Annotated in this window: 18 protein-coding genes, 1 tRNA gene and 1 riboswitch; of the genes, 13 read left to right on the top strand and 6 right to left on the bottom strand. The window is 67.2% G+C overall.

Annotated elements, in window-relative coordinates; translation table 11 throughout:
* Positions 1–105 precede the first annotated feature (105 nt).
* From rpoD to AC1MGR_RS21190, 7 genes are all read left to right on the top strand, one after another.
* A complete protein-coding gene (rpoD, locus tag AC1MGR_RS21220) occupies positions 106–2100 on the top strand; it encodes an RNA polymerase sigma factor RpoD (protein ID WP_480232850.1) in 1995 nt (664 codons plus the stop codon).
* A gap of 242 nt (positions 2101–2342) precedes the next feature.
* On the top strand, positions 2343–3590 hold the full coding sequence (locus tag AC1MGR_RS21215; RefSeq protein WP_480232849.1) for an adenylate/guanylate cyclase domain-containing protein: 1248 nt from the start codon (positions 2343–2345) through the stop codon (positions 3588–3590).
* 45 nt (positions 3591–3635) lie between these two features.
* Positions 3636–3764: riboswitch (TPP riboswitch) on the top strand.
* A gap of 76 nt (positions 3765–3840) precedes the next feature.
* Positions 3841–5046: a glycine oxidase ThiO gene (gene thiO / locus AC1MGR_RS21210; RefSeq protein ID WP_480232848.1), complete on the top strand. Its 1206-nt coding sequence runs from the start codon at positions 3841–3843 to the stop codon at positions 5044–5046.
* A complete protein-coding gene (thiS, locus tag AC1MGR_RS21205) occupies positions 5043–5255 on the top strand; it encodes a sulfur carrier protein ThiS (RefSeq protein ID WP_108034890.1) in 213 nt (70 codons plus the stop codon). The genes thiO and thiS overlap by 4 nt, the downstream gene beginning before the upstream one ends.
* Before the next feature lie 35 nt (positions 5256–5290).
* Positions 5291–6076 carry a thiazole synthase gene (gene thiG, locus AC1MGR_RS21200; RefSeq protein ID WP_480232847.1) on the top strand — a complete coding sequence of 262 codons (786 nt, stop codon included), beginning with the start codon at positions 5291–5293 and terminating at the stop codon, positions 6074–6076.
* Positions 6077–6116: 40 nt separating this feature from the next.
* Positions 6117–6773: a thiamine phosphate synthase gene (locus AC1MGR_RS21195; protein ID WP_480232846.1), complete on the top strand. Its 657-nt coding sequence runs from the start codon at positions 6117–6119 to the stop codon at positions 6771–6773.
* A gap of 18 nt (positions 6774–6791) precedes the next feature.
* Positions 6792–7865, top strand: coding sequence for an NAD(P)H-dependent flavin oxidoreductase (locus AC1MGR_RS21190; protein ID WP_480232845.1), 1074 nt, complete (start codon positions 6792–6794; stop codon positions 7863–7865).
* On the opposite strand, the gene AC1MGR_RS21185 is transcribed toward AC1MGR_RS21190, so the two are convergent.
* From AC1MGR_RS21185 to map, 6 genes are all read right to left on the bottom strand, one after another.
* A complete protein-coding gene (locus AC1MGR_RS21185) occupies positions 7866–8618 on the bottom strand; it encodes a proteasome-type protease (protein WP_056218845.1) in 753 nt (250 codons plus the stop codon).
* A gap of 31 nt (positions 8619–8649) precedes the next feature.
* A complete protein-coding gene (locus tag AC1MGR_RS21180) occupies positions 8650–9477 on the bottom strand; it encodes a transglutaminase family protein (RefSeq protein ID WP_480232844.1) in 828 nt (275 codons plus the stop codon).
* A gap of 37 nt (positions 9478–9514) precedes the next feature.
* The gene (locus AC1MGR_RS21175) at positions 9515–10459 is read right to left on the bottom strand and encodes an alpha-E domain-containing protein (RefSeq protein ID WP_108034895.1); all 945 of its coding nucleotides are present in this window, start codon (positions 10457–10459) and stop codon (positions 9515–9517) included.
* Positions 10460–10587: 128 nt separating this feature from the next.
* Positions 10588–12027: a circularly permuted type 2 ATP-grasp protein gene (locus AC1MGR_RS21170; RefSeq protein WP_108034896.1), complete on the bottom strand. Its 1440-nt coding sequence runs from the start codon at positions 12025–12027 to the stop codon at positions 10588–10590.
* 102 nt (positions 12028–12129) lie between these two features.
* The gene (gene radC / locus AC1MGR_RS21165; protein ID WP_480232843.1) at positions 12130–12843 is read right to left on the bottom strand and encodes a RadC family protein; all 714 of its coding nucleotides are present in this window, start codon (positions 12841–12843) and stop codon (positions 12130–12132) included.
* Positions 12844–12853: 10 nt separating this feature from the next.
* Positions 12854–13684 carry a type I methionyl aminopeptidase gene (map, locus tag AC1MGR_RS21160; protein WP_480232842.1) on the bottom strand — a complete coding sequence of 277 codons (831 nt, stop codon included), beginning with the start codon at positions 13682–13684 and terminating at the stop codon, positions 12854–12856.
* A gap of 207 nt (positions 13685–13891) precedes the next feature.
* On the opposite strand from map, the gene AC1MGR_RS21155 reads away from it, so the two are divergent.
* The 6 genes from AC1MGR_RS21155 (at position 13892) to AC1MGR_RS21130 (ending at position 18495) form a co-directional block, all read left to right on the top strand.
* Positions 13892–14146 carry a zinc-finger domain-containing protein gene (locus AC1MGR_RS21155; RefSeq protein WP_055956304.1) on the top strand — a complete coding sequence of 85 codons (255 nt, stop codon included), beginning with the start codon at positions 13892–13894 and terminating at the stop codon, positions 14144–14146.
* Between the two features lie 17 nt (positions 14147–14163).
* A complete protein-coding gene (locus tag AC1MGR_RS21150) occupies positions 14164–15348 on the top strand; it encodes an FAD-dependent monooxygenase (protein ID WP_480232841.1) in 1185 nt (394 codons plus the stop codon).
* Positions 15349–15385: 37 nt separating this feature from the next.
* Positions 15386–15472 (top strand) — tRNA-Leu (locus AC1MGR_RS21145).
* Between the two features lie 95 nt (positions 15473–15567).
* A complete protein-coding gene (locus AC1MGR_RS21140; RefSeq protein WP_480232840.1) occupies positions 15568–17169 on the top strand; it encodes a hypothetical protein in 1602 nt (533 codons plus the stop codon).
* Between the two features lie 488 nt (positions 17170–17657).
* The gene (locus AC1MGR_RS21135; protein WP_480232839.1) at positions 17658–17921 is read left to right on the top strand and encodes a hypothetical protein; all 264 of its coding nucleotides are present in this window, start codon (positions 17658–17660) and stop codon (positions 17919–17921) included.
* Positions 17922–18237: 316 nt separating this feature from the next.
* Positions 18238–18495, top strand: a complete 258-nt coding sequence (locus tag AC1MGR_RS21130) for a DUF6489 family protein (RefSeq protein WP_480232838.1) — start codon at positions 18238–18240, stop codon at positions 18493–18495.
* Positions 18496–18649: the final 154 nt, after the last annotated feature.

Raw genomic sequence — 18649 nt, 5'->3', positions numbered from 1 at the left:
GGCTGTCACTTCGGCGGTCCGCACATCACATGCATTTCGGCGTCGACGACGCGGAGTGAGCGACACGCTCCCGCGCGACGCTGACACGACAACCATAGGCGGACCATGGCGACGAAGGCAACGGAACGGGACGAGACGGATGCTGCTCCGGAGCAACAGACCGACGGGCCGCTCCTCGATCTGACGGATGCCTCCGTCAAGCGGATGGTGAAGCTCGCCAAGAAGCGCGGCTACATCACCTACGAGGAGATCAACGAGGTTCTGCCCGACGGCCAGTCCGACCCCGACCAGATCGAGGACGTGCTCTCGCAGCTCTCGGAGATGGGCATCAACGTCGTCGAGGCGGAAGAGACCGAGGAGACGACGGAGGCCAAGGCCAACGGCGAGGCCGACGACGAGGAAGGGGCCGAGGGCACCGAGGTCGCGGAGATCGCGCCGACCAAGCCCGTCGCCCTGCGCGCCGAGACCACCAAGGAACCCACCGACCGCACGGACGATCCCGTGCGCATGTACCTGCGCGAGATGGGCTCCGTGGAGCTCCTGTCCCGCGAGGGCGAGATCGCCATCGCCAAGCGCATCGAGGCCGGTCGCGAGGCGATGATCGCCGGGCTCTGCGAGAGCCCGCTGACCTTCCAGGCCATCATCATCTGGCGCGACGAGCTCGTCGACGGCCGGGTGTTGCTACGCGAGATTATCGACCTCGAAGCCACCTATGCGGGCCCGGACGCCAAGAACGCGATGCAGATCGCCGACGGCGCCGAGGAGACCGAGGACGGCGAGGGCGATGCGCCGACGCCGCCGGAGGGCGACGACGAGGACGACATGGAGAACAATGTCTCCCTGGCGGCCATGGAGACGGAGATCAAGCCGCGCGTCCTGGAGACGTTCGACAACATCGCCAACAATTACCGCAAGCTGCGCAAGCTGCAGATCGAGCATGCCGAGCTGAAGGCCTCGGGCGGCACCCGCACCAATGCGCAGGAGCGCAAGCAGGAGGAGCTGAAGGACGCCGTCGTCACCGACGTGAAGTCGCTCTCTCTCAATGCCAACCGTATCGAGGCCCTGGTCGAGCAGCTCTACGACATCAACAAGCGCCTCATTTCCCATGAGGGCCGCCTGATGCGCTACGCCGAGAGCCACGGCGTCGCCCGCGACGAGTTCCTGCGCCACTACCAGGGCTGGGAACTCGACCCGAACTGGATGGAGCGCGTCGGCAGCCTCGGCGGTCGCGGCTGGAAGAATCTCGTCGAGAAGGGCTCGAACGAGGTGGCCCGCCTGCGCGAGCAGATTCTGACCCTGGCCTCCGAGACGGGCCTGGAGATCGGCGAGTACCGCAAGATCGTCAACATGGTCCAGAAGGGCGAACGCGAAGCCCGTCAGGCCAAGAAGGAGATGATCGAGGCCAACCTGCGTCTCGTGATCTCAATCGCCAAGAAGTACACCAACCGCGGCCTGCAGTTCCTGGACCTGATCCAGGAGGGCAACATCGGCCTGATGAAGGCGGTCGACAAGTTCGAGTACCGCCGCGGCTACAAGTTCTCGACCTACGCGACTTGGTGGATCCGGCAGGCGATCACCCGCTCGATCGCCGACCAGGCCCGCACGATCCGCATTCCGGTGCACATGATCGAGACGATCAACAAGATCGTCCGGACCTCGCGCCAGATGCTGCACGAGATCGGGCGCGAGCCGACCCCGGAGGAGCTGGCCGAGAAGCTCGCCATGCCGCTGGAGAAGGTGCGCAAGGTTCTCAAGATCGCCAAGGAGCCGATTTCCCTCGAGACGCCCATCGGCGACGAGGAGGATTCGCACCTCGGCGACTTCATCGAGGACAAGAACGTCGTCCTGCCCATCGACGCGGCGATCCAGTCGAACCTGCGCGAGACCACGACGCGCGTGCTCGCCTCGCTCACGCCCCGCGAGGAGCGGGTGCTGCGCATGCGCTTCGGTATCGGCATGAACACCGACCACACCCTCGAGGAGGTCGGCCAGCAGTTCTCGGTGACCCGCGAGCGCATCCGTCAGATCGAGGCGAAGGCCCTGCGCAAGCTCAAGCACCCGAGCCGGTCGCGCAAGCTGCGCAGCTTCCTCGACAACTGACGTCTTAGGTTGTGCCGGCTCGCCCCGGCCGACGCCCCCTGCGAAAGAGCCGGTTCCTCTCGGGGCCGGCTCTTTCGTTTCGACGGTGTTCCAGGCCATCGGCGCGCATGAGGCGTGCCGCACGGCGTCGGCTCCGGCGCCCGGCCCGGTCTGCGATGTTGAAGCGGCCACGCCTGCACGATACTCACAAAACCCGAGTGGTGGCCGTTGCCGGACGCCGTCTCCCAACCCACCTTGGCCATATGCTCGATCGAGGCCCGCCCCAGCCTTCCCCCACCGCCGAAGCCGACGGCTCGGAGGCGGCCGACGTGCCTTTCGGCGCCCTGCAGCAATGCGTCGCCCTGCGCGACTGGCTGCTGAGCGAGGGCGCGCGCATGCCGAAGGCGGAGGACCTGCTCTCCGGGCTCGCCGAGCGCCTGATCGCCCTCGACGTGCCGGTGGACCGCGCCACCACCGCCATCGATGCCCTGCATTCCGAGTATTCCGGCGTCGGGCGGTTCTGGACCCGCGAGAGCGGTTCCACGGTCCGCCTGTTCCCTCACGGGGAGGCGTCGGACAGGGCCTATCGCGCCAGCCCGTTCTTTCGCGTCCACGAGACCGGCGAGTGGCTGATTCTCGATCTCGCAGAGACGCCCGATGATGCCTTCGCGGTCATCCCGGACCTGAAGGCCGAGGGGTATCGGCACTACATCGTCGCGCCGCTGTTCTTCACCAACGGCACCCGCAACGGCATCTCGTTCGCGACCCGATCCGAGGCGGGATTCCGCGACGAGGACGTGGCGATCCTCCGCTTCGTCATGCCGACCCTCGCGGCCGTAATGGAGATGCGCAGCGTCAACAAGCAACTCGACCACGTGCTGCGGATCTATGTCGGGGACGAGCCGCACAAGGCGATCCTCGGCGGCTCCATCCGACGCGGCCACGTCCAGCGCATCCGCTCGGCGATCCTGTTTGCCGACATGCGCGATTACACGCGCATCTCCGCCGACATGACGCCGGAGGAGGCGGTCGACCTCCTGAACATCTTCTTCGACTGTCTGGTGCCGGCCATCGAGCGCGAGGGCGGCGAGGTCCTGAAGTATCTCGGCGACGGCCTGCTGGCGATCTTTCGCGAGCCGGGCGACGACCTGGGCGGCGCGGCCAAGGGCGCGCTCACGGCGTCGCAGAGCGCGATGGCGGCCCTGGCCGAGGCCAATGCCCTGGGCCGGTTCGCCAACCCGGTGGCCGCCGGCATCGCCCTGCATCACGGGGAGGCCGCCTACGGCAATGTCGGCTCCGGCGCGCGGCTGGACTTCACGGTCATCGGCCGCGACGTGAACCTCGCGAGTCGCGTCGCCCGCCTGAACCGGACGCTCGGCGAGCCGATTCTGATGACGAAGCCCTTCGTCGATTTCCTCTGGGACATGCCGGAGCCCCTCGGCGAACACGCGCTCGACGGGTTCACCGAGTCCATGGGCGTCTATCGGCCGGCGCGTCCGCCCGCCGCCTGAGCCCCCCGCGGGGATTGACCCCGGCGCGTGGACGGCCCACATCAGGGATGTTCCAGGGAGATCCCCGGCAAGGGGCTGAGAAACCGATGGCCGTCCGTTCGCGGATGGCGGCGCGGAAATCCTTCGAACCTGACCCGGTTCATACCGGCGTAGGGATTGGACCGCGGGTTTCTCCTCAAGCCCGGCACGCTTCACCATTCGAAGCTGCAGCCCACCAATCTCGACGCCTGTCGCGGAGATTGCGTTGGACGTGACCCCGAGTTCCTTCCTCAACCTGCGGCGGACGCACGGCGCTGCCCCGCCGGCCGCCGTCGCCCCGGCCCGCAGTGACGTGGTCGTCGTCGGCGCCGGCCTAATCGGGCTGTCGGCGGCGTGGCGCCTGGCCCAGGCCGGACTTTCCGTGACTGTCCTGGAGCGCGACACCGTCGGGGCCGGGGCGAGCCTCGCCGCCACCGGCATGCTGGCCCCCGCCGCCGAGCACGAACCCGGCTCCGACCCGCTCCTGCCTCTGGCCCTTGAGAGCCTGTCGCGCTGGCCGGGCTTTCGCGACCAGCTTCAGGCCGCGGCCGCCCTCGACATCGACTACCGGGAGGAGGGCACCCTGGTACTCGCCATCGGACGGGACGAGGTGGAGCGCCTGCGCTTCCGGCACGACCTTCAGAAGCGCTCCGGCCTTGACGCTCGATGGCTCACCGGTCCGGAGGTGCGGGCCCGCGAGCCGCGCCTGCGCCCCGCGGTCACCGCCGGCCTGTTCTGCCCGCATGACCACCAGGTCGATCCGAGCCGGGTGATGGCCGCCCTCGTGCGGGCTTGCCTCGCAGCCGGGGTTGCCATCGTGGAGGGAAGCGCGGTCGAGGCCCTGGATTGGAGCGCCGGGCGGGTCACCGGCGTGCGCACGGCACAGGGTATGAGCCGGGCCGACACCGTCGTGCTCGCCTCCGGTGCCTGGAGCGGGGAGGCGGGGCTCCTGCCCGACCATCTCGCTCTTCCGGTCCGGCCCCTGCGCGGCCAGTCCCTCGCCCTGCGGACCACCGCCCGCACTGGCACCCTCACCCACATGGTCTGGACCGAGCAGGTCCACATGGCACCGAAGAGCGACGGCCATCTCATCGTCGGCGCGACGGTGGAGGATTGCGGATTCGTCCCCGGTGTCACGGCCGGAGGTCTCTACGCTCTGCTGGAGGGAGCCCGCCGCATCCTGCCCGGTATCGAGGAGATGGCGGTGGAGGCGGTCTGGAGCGGCTTCCGGCCGACCTCGGACGACGATGCTCCGATCATCGACGCCCTGGCGCCCGGCCTCGTCGTGGCCACCGGCCATCACCGCAACGGCTACCTCCTGGCCCCCGCCACCGCCGATGCGGTCGCGGCCCTCGTGACCGAGGGCGCCCTCCCGGACTACGCCCGGAAGTTCGGCCGGGCCCGCTTCGCGCGGCTGCCGGAAAGGGCTTTCGCATGAGGCTCACGGTGAACGGCGAGGCCCGCGACAGCACGGCCGCTGACCTCGACGCCCTGTTCCGCGAGGAGGCCGAGGAGACCGGCATCGAGAGCCCGCAGGGCATCGCCATCGCGCTCAACGGCTCCGTGGTTCGGCGCCGGGACTGGGCCACCACCGCCCTCGGCGAGGGCGACCGCGTCGAGATCGTCCGCGCGATGCAGGGCGGATGATCGGGAAGGAGGACACTATGGCAGGAAGGCCCGGAATGACCGAGATCGCGAACGACACGGACACGCTGGTGATCGGCGGTGTGAGCCTCGGCTCGCGCCTGTTCATCGGCACCGCCGGCTATCCCACTCAGAGCATCCTCTTCGATGCGGTGGCCGCCTCCGGCGCCGAGGTGGTCACGGCCTCGATCCGGCGGGTTTCGCTCCAGGGGCACGGCTCGGACACCCTGCGGCGGCTCGAGGGGCACCGGTTCCTGCCCAACACCGCCGGCTGCGAGACGGCGCGCGACGCGATCATGACCGCCGAGCTCGCTCGCGAAGCCCTCGACACGAATTGGATCAAGGTCGAGGTCATCGGCGACCGCGAGACGCTGTATCCCGATGTGGCCGAGCTGCTGGAGGCTTGCCGCCACCTCGTTGACGACGGATTCACCGTGCTGCCCTATTGCAACGACGATCCGGTGGTCTGCCAGCGCCTCGCCGATCTCGGATGCGCCGCCGTGATGCCCATGGGCTCGCTGATCGGTTCCGGCATGGGGGTAGCCAACCCGGCCAACCTCGAACTCATCTGTCGGCGATCCCCGGTGCCGGTGATCGTCGATGCCGGCATCGGCACCGCTTCCGACGCGGTGATCGCCATGGAGCTCGGCGCCGCCGGCTGCCTCCTCAACACCGCCGTCGCCAAGGCGGACGATCCCGTGCGCATGGCCCGCGCCATGCGCAATGCCGTCCAGGCTGGCCGCGACGCGTATCTCGCCGGCCGCATCCCGAAGCGGGGCCGGGCCGAGCCTTCGAGCCCGCAGCTGGGTCTCGTGGGTTCGTGAGCCGGGCCGCGAGCGACGCACCGGCCCCCGGCGCGCGGCGATGAGCGGCCTGCCCGCGCGGCTCCTGGTGGTGACGGACCGCTCGGCGACCGACGCGCCGGAGGTCGCCGCCCGGCAGCTTCGTGCCATCCTCGAACGCCTCCTGCGCGCCGGCGCCTGCTGGGTCTGGTTTCGCGAGCGCGACCTGGCACCGGATGCACGGCGTGCACTCTCCCGGGACATCGCGCATCTCGTTCGGCGCGAGGGCGGTTTCCTCACCATCGGAGCCGATGCGGCGCTTGCGGCCGACTTAAAGGCGGACGGCGTCCATCTGCCCGGTGGGACCACCGCCACCGAGATCGCCCGAGCCCGCCGATGCCTGCCCGGCGGTCGCATCGGCGTTTCGGCGCATACGCCGGAGGAGGTCGCGGTCGCTGCCCGGGCCGGTGCCGACTACGCCACCCTCAGCCCGATCTTTCCAACGCCGAGCAAGCCGGGCTACGGTCCCGCCCTCGGAGTGGAGGCACTCCGAACCGCCGCCGCGTTCGGCATGCCGGTCATCGCCCTCGGGGGAATCACGGTCGATCGCGTAAGCCAATGCCGCGAAGCGGGGGCCGCCGGTGTCGCGGTGATGGGCGCGCTGATGCGCGCCGCGGATCCGGAGGACGGGTTACGCGCCTATCTCGCCCGCCTCGGCGCGGCATCCGACGAACGGTGACGGGCCAGGAGCCAGCGCATGTGGGGTCAGAACCGCTTTCTCGAGCGCGTCGCGGTGCGGCACCCGATCATCCAGGCGCCGATGATCGGGCCGAAGCCGGCCCTCGCCGCCAGCGTCAGTGCGGCCGGCGGTCTCGGCTCCCTCGCCTGTGCGGCGATGACCCCTGACACGGTCCGCACCGAAGCGAAGGCGATCCGGTCGAGGACCGATGCACCGTTCAACCTCAACTTCTTCTGCCACGTGCCGGAAGCGATCGATGCGGCGCGCGAAGCGGCCTGGCGCAGCCGGCTCGCCCCCTACTATGCGGAACTCGGCCTCGACCCGGCGGCTCCGATCGCCATGGCGCAGCGGTCGCCCTTCGACGCGGCGATGCTCGACGCCATCGCGGAGATCCGCCCCGCGGTGGTGAGCTTCCATTTCGGCCTGCCGGAAGCGGCTCTCCTCGACCGCGTGCGGGCGCTCGGCTGCTTCATTCTCTCGTCCGCCACCACCGTGCGGGAGGCGCGCTGGCTCGCCGAACGCGGAGTCGATGCCATCATCGCCCAGGGCGCCGAGGCCGGTGGGCACCGCGGCCTGTTCCTCGGCAACGATCCCGCGACACAGGTCGGCACGATGGCGCTGGTGCCCCAGGTGGTCGATGCGGTGGACGTGCCCGTAATCGCGGCCGGGGGCATCGCCGATCGGCGTGGAATCTCCGCCGCGTTCATGCTCGGCGCCTCCGCTGTTCAGATCGGCACCGCCTACCTGCGCTGCCCGGAGGCCGGTCTCTCGCAGCCGCATAGCGATGCCCTGCGCCGGGCGCGCGACGAGGACACGGCGATCACCAACGTGCTGACGGGTAAGCCCGCCCGCGGTCTCGTCAATCGCGTCATCCGCGAACTCGGGCCCTTGCGCGCCGACGCGCCGGTGTTCCCCACGGCGGCCATCGGCCTGCAGCCTCTACGGGTCGAGGCCGAGCGGCGTGGTTCGGGCGATTTCTCGCCGCTCTGGGCAGGGCAGGGTGCGCCGCTCGCCCGTGAGACGGAAGCGGGTCGCCTGACGAACGAGCTTGCGGAAGGTGCGCTCAGGCTCCTCGGTGGCCCGAGGGCCTGATCATTTCGCCGTCGCCGGGCCGTAGGGCGGCCGGGGGATGGCCCGGTGGGCGGCGCGCAGGGCCGCCGACCAGCGCTCGCGCAGGTCGTGGAAGTAGCTCTCGCCAGCCTCGATCCGGTGGTTCACCTCGAGGTCGAGGGCGTTGCGGCGGGCGACCGCGATGTCGATGGGCAGGCCGACGCCGAGATTCGACCGCATCGTCGAATCCATCGAGACGAGGCCGACCTTGAGGGCGTCGTAGAGGTCGGTCTCGTACTTCACCGCCCTGTCGAGGATCGGCTTGCCGTACTTGTGTTCCCCGATCTGCAGGAAGGGGGCGTCGCCGCTGCACTCGATGAAGTTGCCGGCCGAGTAGATCAGGTAGAGCTTCATCGGGTCGGAGCCGATCTGTCCGCCGAACAGCAGAGAGACGGAGAAGCGCAGGTTGGCCGCCTCGAACCCCGCCTTCTCGATCTCGCGAACCCGCCGGATGGCGCGGCCGACGAGCTGGGCCGCCTGGAACATGGTCGGCGCCTCGACGAGCTTCATCTTCGGCTCGCCGGCATCGCCCTCCACGCCCTCGGCCAGGAGGCTGAGGACCGACTGGGTGATCGAGAGATTGCCAGCGGACGCCAGCATCATTACGCGCTCGCCCGGCACGTTGAAGTGGTGGAGCTTGCGATAGGTCGAGATGTCGTCGAGCCCGGCATTGGTCCGGGTGTCGGCGATCATCACCAGCCCCTCCTCGACGAGGACACCGACGCAGTAGGTCATGGTGCGGTCTTTCTCGCGCGTCCGCCCGCGATCAGGACTGGACGGAAGCCTGTGCCTGCTCGACGCGAAGCGTCACGTCGAGTGTTTCTGTGCCGCCGCCCATGCGGCTGCCGCGGATCGGGGCCGCCCCGAGATAGTCGAGGGCGACGGCCACGCGGATATGCGCCTCGGTGGTGGCGATGCCGTGGGCGGCATCGAAGCCGATCCAGCCGAGCCCCGGGACCAGGGATTCGGCCCAGGCATGGCCGGAGCCCTGATCCGCGTCCCGGTCGGCGTGGTGGTAGTAGCCCGAGACGTAGCGGGTGGGAATCTCCAGGTGGCGCGCTGCCGCGATGAAGAGATGGGTGAGGTCCTGGCAGACGCCCTTCTCCTGCGCGAAGGCCTGCGCGGCGTTCGTGCTGGCACTGGCCGGGCCGGGGACGAAGGCGACCCGCTGGTGCACGGCGGCGAGCAGCCGGTGCAGGCAGGGCAGGGGGGCCGGATCGCCGGCTGCCGCGACCTCCTGGGCGAAGGCCTGGATGGCGTCGTTGGCCAGCGCGAGATCCGAATCCCGCAGGTAGAACACGTCCGGCAGGCGCTCGATGGTGCCGCGCACGATGCCGTGCATCTCGAGCGTGTCGACCTCTCCGGTGACCCGGATCGACAGGGCCTCGGCCGGCTCGTCCGCCGTGAACCAGTGCACCACGTTGCCGAAGCCGTCCTCGCGCTCGCTCACGCGGCCGTCGACGGAGGGCTCGATGCGCCAGCGCCGGACGTACTGGCCGTCGTGGTCGCGAGGGCGCAGGCGCAGGACCTGGATCAGCCCGCGGGCGGGCTGCTCGTAGGTGTAGTTGGTCTCGTGGAAGACGCGAATTCGCATGCGGCGACCTTTGCGCGGCGTCGGGCCGGGGCCGGCCCTATACCAGATATTGCTCGATGACCGCTGCGCCGAGGCGATTGTTCTCGACGATGAACTCCGTCACGAACTCATGCAGGCCGGAGGAGAAGATGCGGTTGATATTCTCGCCCTCCAGGCGCGCCAGGGTGTTGCTGGCGAGGCGCTGGCTCGCGCCGCGCCGCCCGTAGGCGTCGGCGATGAGGTCGAGGTGCTCCACCAGCATGCCGTAGCAATTGGTGAAGGAGCGCGGCATCTGTCGGTTCAGGATCAGGAGGTCGGCCACGAGGAGCGGCTTCACGCTCTCGCGGTAGACCCAGTGATAGGCGTTGAAGGCCGAGACCTCGCGCAGGATCGTGGTCCACTGGAAATAGTCGAGGCTGCCGCCGACCTTCTCCGACGCCGGCAGCAGGATGCGGTATTTCACGTCAAGGATGCGGGCGGTGTTGTCCGCTCGCTCGATGGCCGTGCCGAGCCGGGTGAACCAGTAGGCGTCGTTGCGCAGCATCGTGCGGTAGGCCGAGCCGTCGAAGGCCAGGGAGACACCCTTCACCCAGTCGAGGAAGCGGGTGAACTCGTCGCGATTGAGGTCGCGCCCCTCGTAGTTGCGCAGTTCGAGCCACGCGCCGTTGATGGCGTCCCACATTTCCGTCGTCAGCGCCGTGCGGACGCTGCGGGCATTCTCGCGCGCGGTCTCGATGCAGGAGCGGATCGAGGAGGGGTTGTGGGGGCTGAAGGCGAGGAAGTCGCAGACGGTCGCTTCCGTGACGCTGGCGTAGAGCGGCTTGAACACTTCCGGATCGCCCGCCGAGGCCAGGGCCGAGGCCCACTCGTTGGTCTCGCCGCCGCCGTAGCTCGACGGCAGCGCAGCCAGGCGCAGGGCGGCATCGAGGATGCGGGCGACGAACTCCGCCCGCTCGGCGTAGCGCGAGAGCCAGTACAGGTTGTCGGCGGTCCGGGACAGCATGGGGTTCCATCGGGACGTCGGCCGGCGTCGGAAATGCTGGCCGTTGGGCGGAAAGGACTATGCCGGAGCCGGCATGGGCTTGGAAAGGCACCCGGCACGGAACCTCCGGCCGGATGTCGCGCGATGTCTCAGGCGTCGAGGACCCAGGTATCCTTGGTGCCGCCGCCCTGGCTCGAGTTCACGACCAGCGACCCTTCCTTCAGGGCGACCCGGGTGAGCCCGCCGGGAACGATACGGATCTCGTCCGAGCCGCACAGCACGAAGGGGCGCAGGTCCACGTGCCGGGGCGCGACGCCGGACGCGACGAAGGTCGGGCATGTGGAGAGCGCCAGGGTCGGCTGGGCGATGAAGCCGTCCGGGGCGTGCTTCAGCTTCCGCCCGAACTCCTCGATCTCGCGCTTGGTGGCGTGCGGGCCGACCAGCATGCCGTAGCCGCCGGAGCCGTTGACCTCCTTCACCACGAGGTCGCCGAGATTGTCCATGACGTAGGCGAAGGCCTCCTTCTCGCGGCAGCGATAGGTTGGCACGTTGTGCAGGATCGGCTCCTCGCCGGTGAAGAACTTCACGATCTCCGGCATGTAGCTGTAGACCGCCTTGTCGTCGGCGATGCCGGTGCCGACCGCGTTGGCGAGAGTCACCGTCCCGCGCTCGTAGGCGTTCATGATACCGGGGACGCCGAGCACGGAGTCGGGCCGGAAGACCAGCGGATCAAGGAAGTCGTCGTCGAGCCGGCGGTACAGCACGTCGACCCGGCGCGGCCCCTCGGTCGTCCGCATGTAGACGACGTCGTCCTTGGTGAAGAGGTCCGAGGCCTCGACGAGGTCGACGCCGAGCTTGTCGGCCAGGAACGAGTGTTCGTAGAAGGCCGAGTTGTAGCGGCCCGGCGTGAGCAGCGCGACGGTGGGGTCACGGGTCGCCGTGGAGGGCGCGAGGCTGCGCAGGGTCGCCAGCAGGGCGTCGGGATAGTTCTCCACCGGCGCGACGCGATGGCGGGAGAACAGCTCCGGGAACAGCCGCAGCATGACCTCGCGGTTCTCCAGCATGTAGGAGACGCCGGAGGGGGTCCGGGCATTGTCCTCCAGGACGAAGAAGTCGTTCTCCCCGGTGCGGACGATGTCGATGCCGGCGATGTGGACGTAGAGGTCGTGGGGCACCCGGAAGGCGCGCATCTCCATGCGGTAATGCGGGTTGCGATAGACGAGGTCGGCCGGGATCACGCCGGCCTTGATGCATTCCTGCGCGCCGTAGATGTCCTTCAGGAACGCGTTGATGGCGGTGACGCGCTGCTTGAGGCCCCGCTCCAAGAAGCCCCATTCGGGCTTGGTGATGACCCGTGGGATAATGTCGAAGGGGATCAGCCGTTCGGTGGACTCGTTCGCGCCGTAGACCGCGAAGGTGATGCCGATGCGCCGGAACAGCATCTCGGCCTGGCTGCGGCGGGTGTTGAAATGTTCGGGCGGCGTGGTGTCGAGCCAGTGCTTCAGGCTGTCGTAGGCTTCGCGCACGGCGGGGTTGCTCAGCGCCCCATCGGGCAGCCCGGTCATCTCGTCGAATGCAGCGAGCGCCATTCGCGTCTCCCCCTTGAACACCGTTCTTGTCTAGGCAAGAGGCGCGCCAGCGACCTGAGATCGAAGTGCGCGCCCACCGCCCTTGCGTGTACGGTAGCACGTTCAGATCAACTTCAAGCCTTTGAAGCTGGCGTGACCCTCCCGACCCAGGATGATGTGATCGTGGATCAGGATGCCGAGGGGGTCCAGCACCCCGATGAGCTCGCGGGTCATCCGGATGTCGGCGGCCGAGGGAGTGGGGTCGCCTGAGGGATGGTTGTGGGCCAGGATGATGGCGGTGGCCGAGAGTTCGAGGGCACGGCGCGCGACCTCGCGCGGGTAGACCGGCGTGTGATCGACGGTTCCCCGTCCCTGGACCTCGTCGGCAATGAGGTGGTTGCGCCGGTCGAGGAACAGCACGCGGAACTGCTCGCGCGCCGCGAAGGCCATGGTAGCGCGGCAATATTCGAGCACGGCGCTCCAGGAGGAGAGCAGGGGCCGGTCGGCGATCGCCCCGCGGGCCAGCCGATGCCCGGCCGCCTCGATGAGCTTCAGGTCGGCAATGACCCCGGGACCGATGCCTTCAATTTCAGCAAGTCGCGCCGGCTTTGCGCTCACCACCTCGGCAAAGCTGCCGAAGCGCCGGATCAGGGCCTTGGCCAGGGGCTTCACGTCCCGGCGGGGAATGGCCCGGAACAGGGCGAGTTCGAGAAGCTCGTAATCCGGCAGGGCCTCGGCCCCGCCCTGGGTGAAACGGGTACGCAGGCGATCGCGATGGCCGAGGTAATGCGGTTCGCCGTCCAATGGGTCGGGCGTGGACGGCGGCCGGGCGGTCATGGCCCCGGGATCAGCCCGCCGTTGGCGCGGGCTGATGCAGGCCCTTGGGCGAGAGCGTGAAGATCTCCGCCCCCATCTCCGTCACCGCGACCGTGTGCTCGAACTGTGCCGAGAGCGAGCGGTCCCGGGTGACCGCCGTCCAGCCGTCGGAGAGGACCTTCACGGCCGGGCGGCCGAGATTGATCATGGGCTCCACGGTGAAGAATTGGCCGGGTTGAAACTTCACGTCGTAGCTCGGCTCGACGTAGTGCAGGATGGTCGGGGCGTCGTGGTAGGTCCGCCCGAGGCCGTGTCCACAGAAGTCGCGCACCACGGAGCAGCGCTCCGCCTCGGCATAGGCCTGGATCGCGCGGCCGATATCCGTGGTCGAGCCCCCCGGCTTGATTGCCGCGATGCCGCGCATCAGGCATTCGTGGGTGATCTCGCACAGGCGCTGGGCCTTGCGCGGCACATCGCCGACATAGGCCATCCGGCTCGAATCGCCGTGCCAGCCATCGACGATGAGGCAGATGTCCAGGTTGACGATGTCCCCCTCGCGCAGGGGCTTGTCGTTCGGGATGCCGTGGCAGACCACGTGGTTGATCGAGGTGCAGATCGACTTCGGGTAGCCGCGGTAGAGCAGCGAGGCCGGGTAGGCGCCGTGATCCATCGCGAAGGTGTAGGCGAGCTTGTCGAGATGGTCCGTCGTGACGCCGGGCGCGGTGGCCTCCATCAGGATGTCCAGGGCCTCTGCGGTCAGACGTCCGGCCTTGCGCATGCCCGCGAAGGCGTCCGGTCCATGGATCGGCGGCTGGGGGGCGCGGCGCCCGCTGTCGGACACGGCCTGTTCGTTCTGGGTCATGGGGACGTTTCGCGGAGGAGAACCGGGGGAGAACCGGGGCGGAGCCCGTCCCTATGTACGGTGACGTGCGCGCGAGGCCAACCCTTCGCGCGCTGCGCACTAGGCTTGCGCCGGGGGAGAGGCTAGAGACAGGTCCCGGCAGACCCCGACAACACGGATGCCCGCGCGAGGACGCGTCCTCGACGGGCCGGCAGGCAGGACGAGGCGATGGCTGACAAGGCGGTCCCGCATTTCCACAACGAGCCCGGCGTGGCGGTGATTCACGTCGGCTCCAAGGAGTTCATGTGCATCGGGGCCAAGCCCCCCTTCGACCATCCCCACATCTTCCTCGACATGGGCACGGACGACGAGACCATCTGCCAGTATTGCTCGACGCTGTTCCGCTACCGGCCCACCCTGGCCGCCGGAAACGCCGACCCGGCGATCTGTGTCTGGGACGACCGGACCTCGGCCGCCGCCTGACTCCGCGGAGCGGCTCCGTGCCGGCACTGAACATCGCCATCGTCGGCGCGGGCATCGGCGGCCTGACGGCCGCGCTCACCCTCGATGCCGCCGGCCATGCTGTCACACTCATCGAGCGCCGCACCGGCTTCAGTGAAGTCGGTGCCGGGATTCAGCTCTCCCCGAATGCCAGCCGGGTGCTGATCGGACTCGGGCTCGGTGCTGCGCTACGGCGCGCGGCGAGCGAACCGCCAGCGGTGGTGGTGCGCGCCCTGACGAGCGGGGCGGTCATCGGGGGCGTCACCCTGGGCGCCCACCTGCGCGAGCGCTTCGGCGCGCCCTACTACGTCATCCACCGGGCCGACCTGCAGACCCTGCTCCTCGATGCCGTGCGCAGCCGCCCGGGAATCCGCCTGCTGGTGGGACGGGACGTGACCGGTCTGGCGGAGCGAGCGGACGGTGTCGACCTCACCCTGGAGAGCGGCACGGGCACGCGGACCGAGCGCTTTTCCGCCGACCTCGTCATCGGCGCCGACGGAGTCCGCTCCCGCCTGCGCGGCCACCTCGACGGCAAGGACCTGCGCTCGGGGCGTGCCGCGGCATGGCGGGCGATCGTTCCGCGGGAAGCGCTGCCGCCGGAACTGTCCGGGGAGGCCACGGGCCTCTGGCTCGGGCCGGCGCGCCACGTGGTGCATTACCCGATCCGGGGTGGACAGCACATCAACGTCGTCGCGGTCATTCCGGAACGGAAGGGCAGCGAGGGCTGGGGCCAGCTCGGTGAGCCCGCCGTGCTGCGCGCCCGCTTTCGCGACGCGGCCGCCCCCCTCGCGGCCCTCCTGGCCGTGCCGGATTCCTGGCTGGTCTGGTCCCTGGAGGATCGCGGTGCGGCACGTCCGATGGCGCGCGGACGCTTGGCCCTGATCGGCGACGCCGCCCATCCGATCCTGCCATTCCTCGCGCAGGGCGCCGCCCTTGCGATCGAAGATGCGGCGATCCTCGCCCGGGAACTCGGTGCGGACGACGTCCACCTCGAGGCTGCCCTGGCCCGATACGATGCGGTGCGCCGTGTCCGCGTGCGCCGCGTTCGCCGGGCGGCCCGCGCCAATGGCCGGACCTATCATGCGGGTGCTCTCGTCGGCACGATCCGCAATGCCGTGATGCGCCGTCTCGGCCCGGACGGGATGAACCGACGCTATGCCTGGCTGTACGGCTGGACGCCTTGATCTGCGGAGGCCGCCCCGCTACCGCTGATGCCGGCATGCGGACGTGGCGAAACCGGTAGACGCACGAGACTTAAAATCTTGCGGCTGAAAGGCTGTGCGGGTTCGAGTCCCGCCGTCCGCACCAAACCATTGAAATTGTGAACGGTGCCAGTAAGATGCTGGCAACAAGGTGTTTTTCGGCGCTCCTCGCTACAAAGGGCGCTACAAATGGCCGTTCCGATGACCTCCCTCAGCCGTGCTCCCAATGGGGATTGGTTCGCCCGTAAGGGCATCCCGAAGGACGTTCGCGAATCATACAAGCGCGCGTTCGGCGTCTCTCAGGAGGAGCGTTTCCGTCGCCCTGGGAGCTTATCCACGGGCTCTGCGAAGGCTGAGCTGCGCGAGTGGGACGCGACCGTGACGGGCCGTATCGAGGCGTTGAGAGCTGCTGCAAGGGGTGAGGGGCGCACCCTGAACCACCGAGAGGCTCATGGGCTGGTAGGCCAGTGGTACGCGTGGTTCGTCGCAAGGCATGAGGCTGAAGCCGATCCACCAGAACGGTGGGACGGCCTACACGAAGCGCTGGAAGATGCCCGGTTGCGCTTTGCTGGCCGGGACGACACGCATAGCCCTGACGATCCTGTGGAGAGCCCGGCCGCACGGAGGCACATCCGTGGGGTCGTGGGAGAGCTGGGGCTCATCGCAACGTTCCTCGGGGAGCAGGGCATCTGCCTTACCAAAGAGGCGACAGACGCGTTCCTCGACATTGTCGAAGGCGAACTCCTCGCTGCCGCTTCCACCCTCAGACGACGTGCTGACGGAGATTTCTCGGCTGATGGACGCGTGGAGCGATACCCGGAGTTTCGTCAGGCCGTTCCTGGGAAAGCGGCTGGGCTCACCTGTTGGTCCTTGTTCGAGGCATGGGTCTCCGAGCGCAAGCCTGGGGCAGCGACGGTGGATCGCTGGCGTGCCGTGTTCAAAGGGCTGGACGCCTTCTTCGAGGGCCGAGACATCGCTGCTATCACCGGGGACGACGCCATCGGGTGGAAGAACACCCTTGTTACGGCTGACCGCTCTGCTCGGGTCGTGAATGACGTGTGGCTCCGTGCAGCTCGCGTGGGTTTTGGTTGGGCGCTGGATAACAAGACGATCGCTCTCAACCCCTTCGCTGGGGTGAGCGTGGCTGTCGGTAAGGCGCAGCCGAAGGTGCGCGAGCGAGAGTTCTTGGAGGAAGAATGGCAAACCATCCTCAAGGCCACCCAGAGGCCACCTGAAGGGCGGATGGCATCTCACAATATCGCAGCTCGGAGGTGGGTGCCTTGGATTTGCGCCTACACAGGCTCACGTCCAGGGGAGGTCACGCAGCTCCGTGCTGAAGATTTTACCCAGCATCGGGACGGCTTCTGGCTGATGAAGATCAACCCTGAGGCTGGCACTGTGAAGGGTGGACAGGCTCGAACGGTGCCGCTTCACGAGCACCTTCTTGAGCTGGGGCTGATCGAGTTCGTGACAGGCGCAGGGCAGGGGCCGCTGTTCTATGATCCTGCTGCGAAGCGCGTAGTGCGGGACGATCCGACCAACCCCGTTCAGGCACCTTGGGTAAAGCAGCGTAACAAGCTGGCCGAATGGGTGAGAGGGCTTGGTGTCACCGATACGAACATCAGCCCAAACCACGCATGGCGACACACTTTTAAGCGCCGAGCGGCACGCGCGAAGATCGAGAAGCGCATCCGATTTGCCTTTTGCGGACACGCCTCAGACGATGTGGGCGACGACTACGAGACGCCCACTATCGAGGACATGGCAGCGGAGCTGAAGCTGTTTCCTCGCTACGCTATCTGAAAAGCTATGAGGAACCTCCAACAGCCCGCTTCGTGGGAGGGGTCCTCGTCTATATCCTCGCTCAGGCCCTTACCAAGATAGCTTATCGCGAACGCCGCGCGCCTCGATGATGGCTTGGATTGCTGCACCTTTGTGGGCAGGCAGGCTGTCGAGGAGGACAGTGTCGCCTAGCGTGGAGGTTAAGGCGAACACCTGCTCCACAGGCGAAAGGGCGCCACGAAGATCGTCGTGAGCCAGTGGCCACGCGGGATGCCCGAGCGGAAGCGCTGACCGCGACCACAACGACCTTGAGGTATCACCAAGAGAAACTCTACGTGCTCATCGTGACAGCCGCAGGGCTAATTATATCGTCCAAAAATATCTGCAAATAAAATTCTCAATCGCTATCAATATTCGAAATATCAGAGTACGATGTAGCTACGATTCAAGATGCAGGTCTAGAAATTATTTTTCTTAACTCTATTATTTTTGTGTAGCGGAGGAAGTCAATGCGTGTCGCCCTTAAGTTCGGCCGCAAGGTTACCTTGCCTTCCTCTATTCAAATCAAGCATGACCTGAGGATGATGACTGCTTCTGACAAGCTCGCTATGGCATTGCAGAATGAGGACTGCACACAAAGCGAACTCGAAGACGTAGTTGCAAAAATCTCCGGCAAGTACGGAGTTCCGATTCACGTGGCCCAACAGCTTAGTAGGCGCTTTGAGCGGGATAATAAGTCGGTGTCCTCAAATGTCTCTGAATGGCAAGAATGAACGATTAGCATAATCCAGCATTTGTCTCGGGAGGTAGCCGTGAGCTTGATATTTCTGCTTCGCGACCCTTTTGTCCGCGATGACAAAGGTGCTATCCTTGTAAGCACAGTGACCCTGCTAACTCTTGGCTGTCTACTTCTCGGATTTTTTTGAGGGTTTATCAGGTGCCCTATTTGAGATTCGGTAGATAGATTGCTCAATACATATGTTGCCCGCTGGCATGCCTCCCACCACAGGTACAAATTAACCCTGTTGAACCATGGTATCGGCGAAGCCGTTCCTCGGAGAACATACCGAATCAGCCAGGGGGAGAGCGATGAAAGTCACAGTGAACATCGATTGCAGCCCTCAGGAAGCCCGAGCTTTTCTTGGGCTACCAGACCTTCAGCCCATACAGGCTGCGGTCATGGCTGAAATGGAAAAGCGCATGCTGGCTGAGATGGACCGCTTCTCACCTGAGACCGTGCTGAAAAGCTGGATGTCACTCGTTCCTCAGAACCCTGAGCAAATGCAGGAAGCATTCATGAAGTTGTTCCAGCAAGGCTTTGGCGGACCTAAATCACGCTCGAAGTGATCTCTCGTTTGCCTAGGCTTGCGACGGTCCACGCAGCATCCAAGTGGCCCCGCCTACTACCCCCACCACTTCAATTCCCCTTTGCCGATGTGGCGACCCATGCCCTCGTAGTCCGCCGAATAGTGCCGGACACAAGCCCCGTTGGCGATACCGT

This window comes from Methylobacterium sp. BI1, from assembly GCF_056680125.1.
This window is presented reverse-complemented; position numbering and strand designations above follow the sequence as displayed.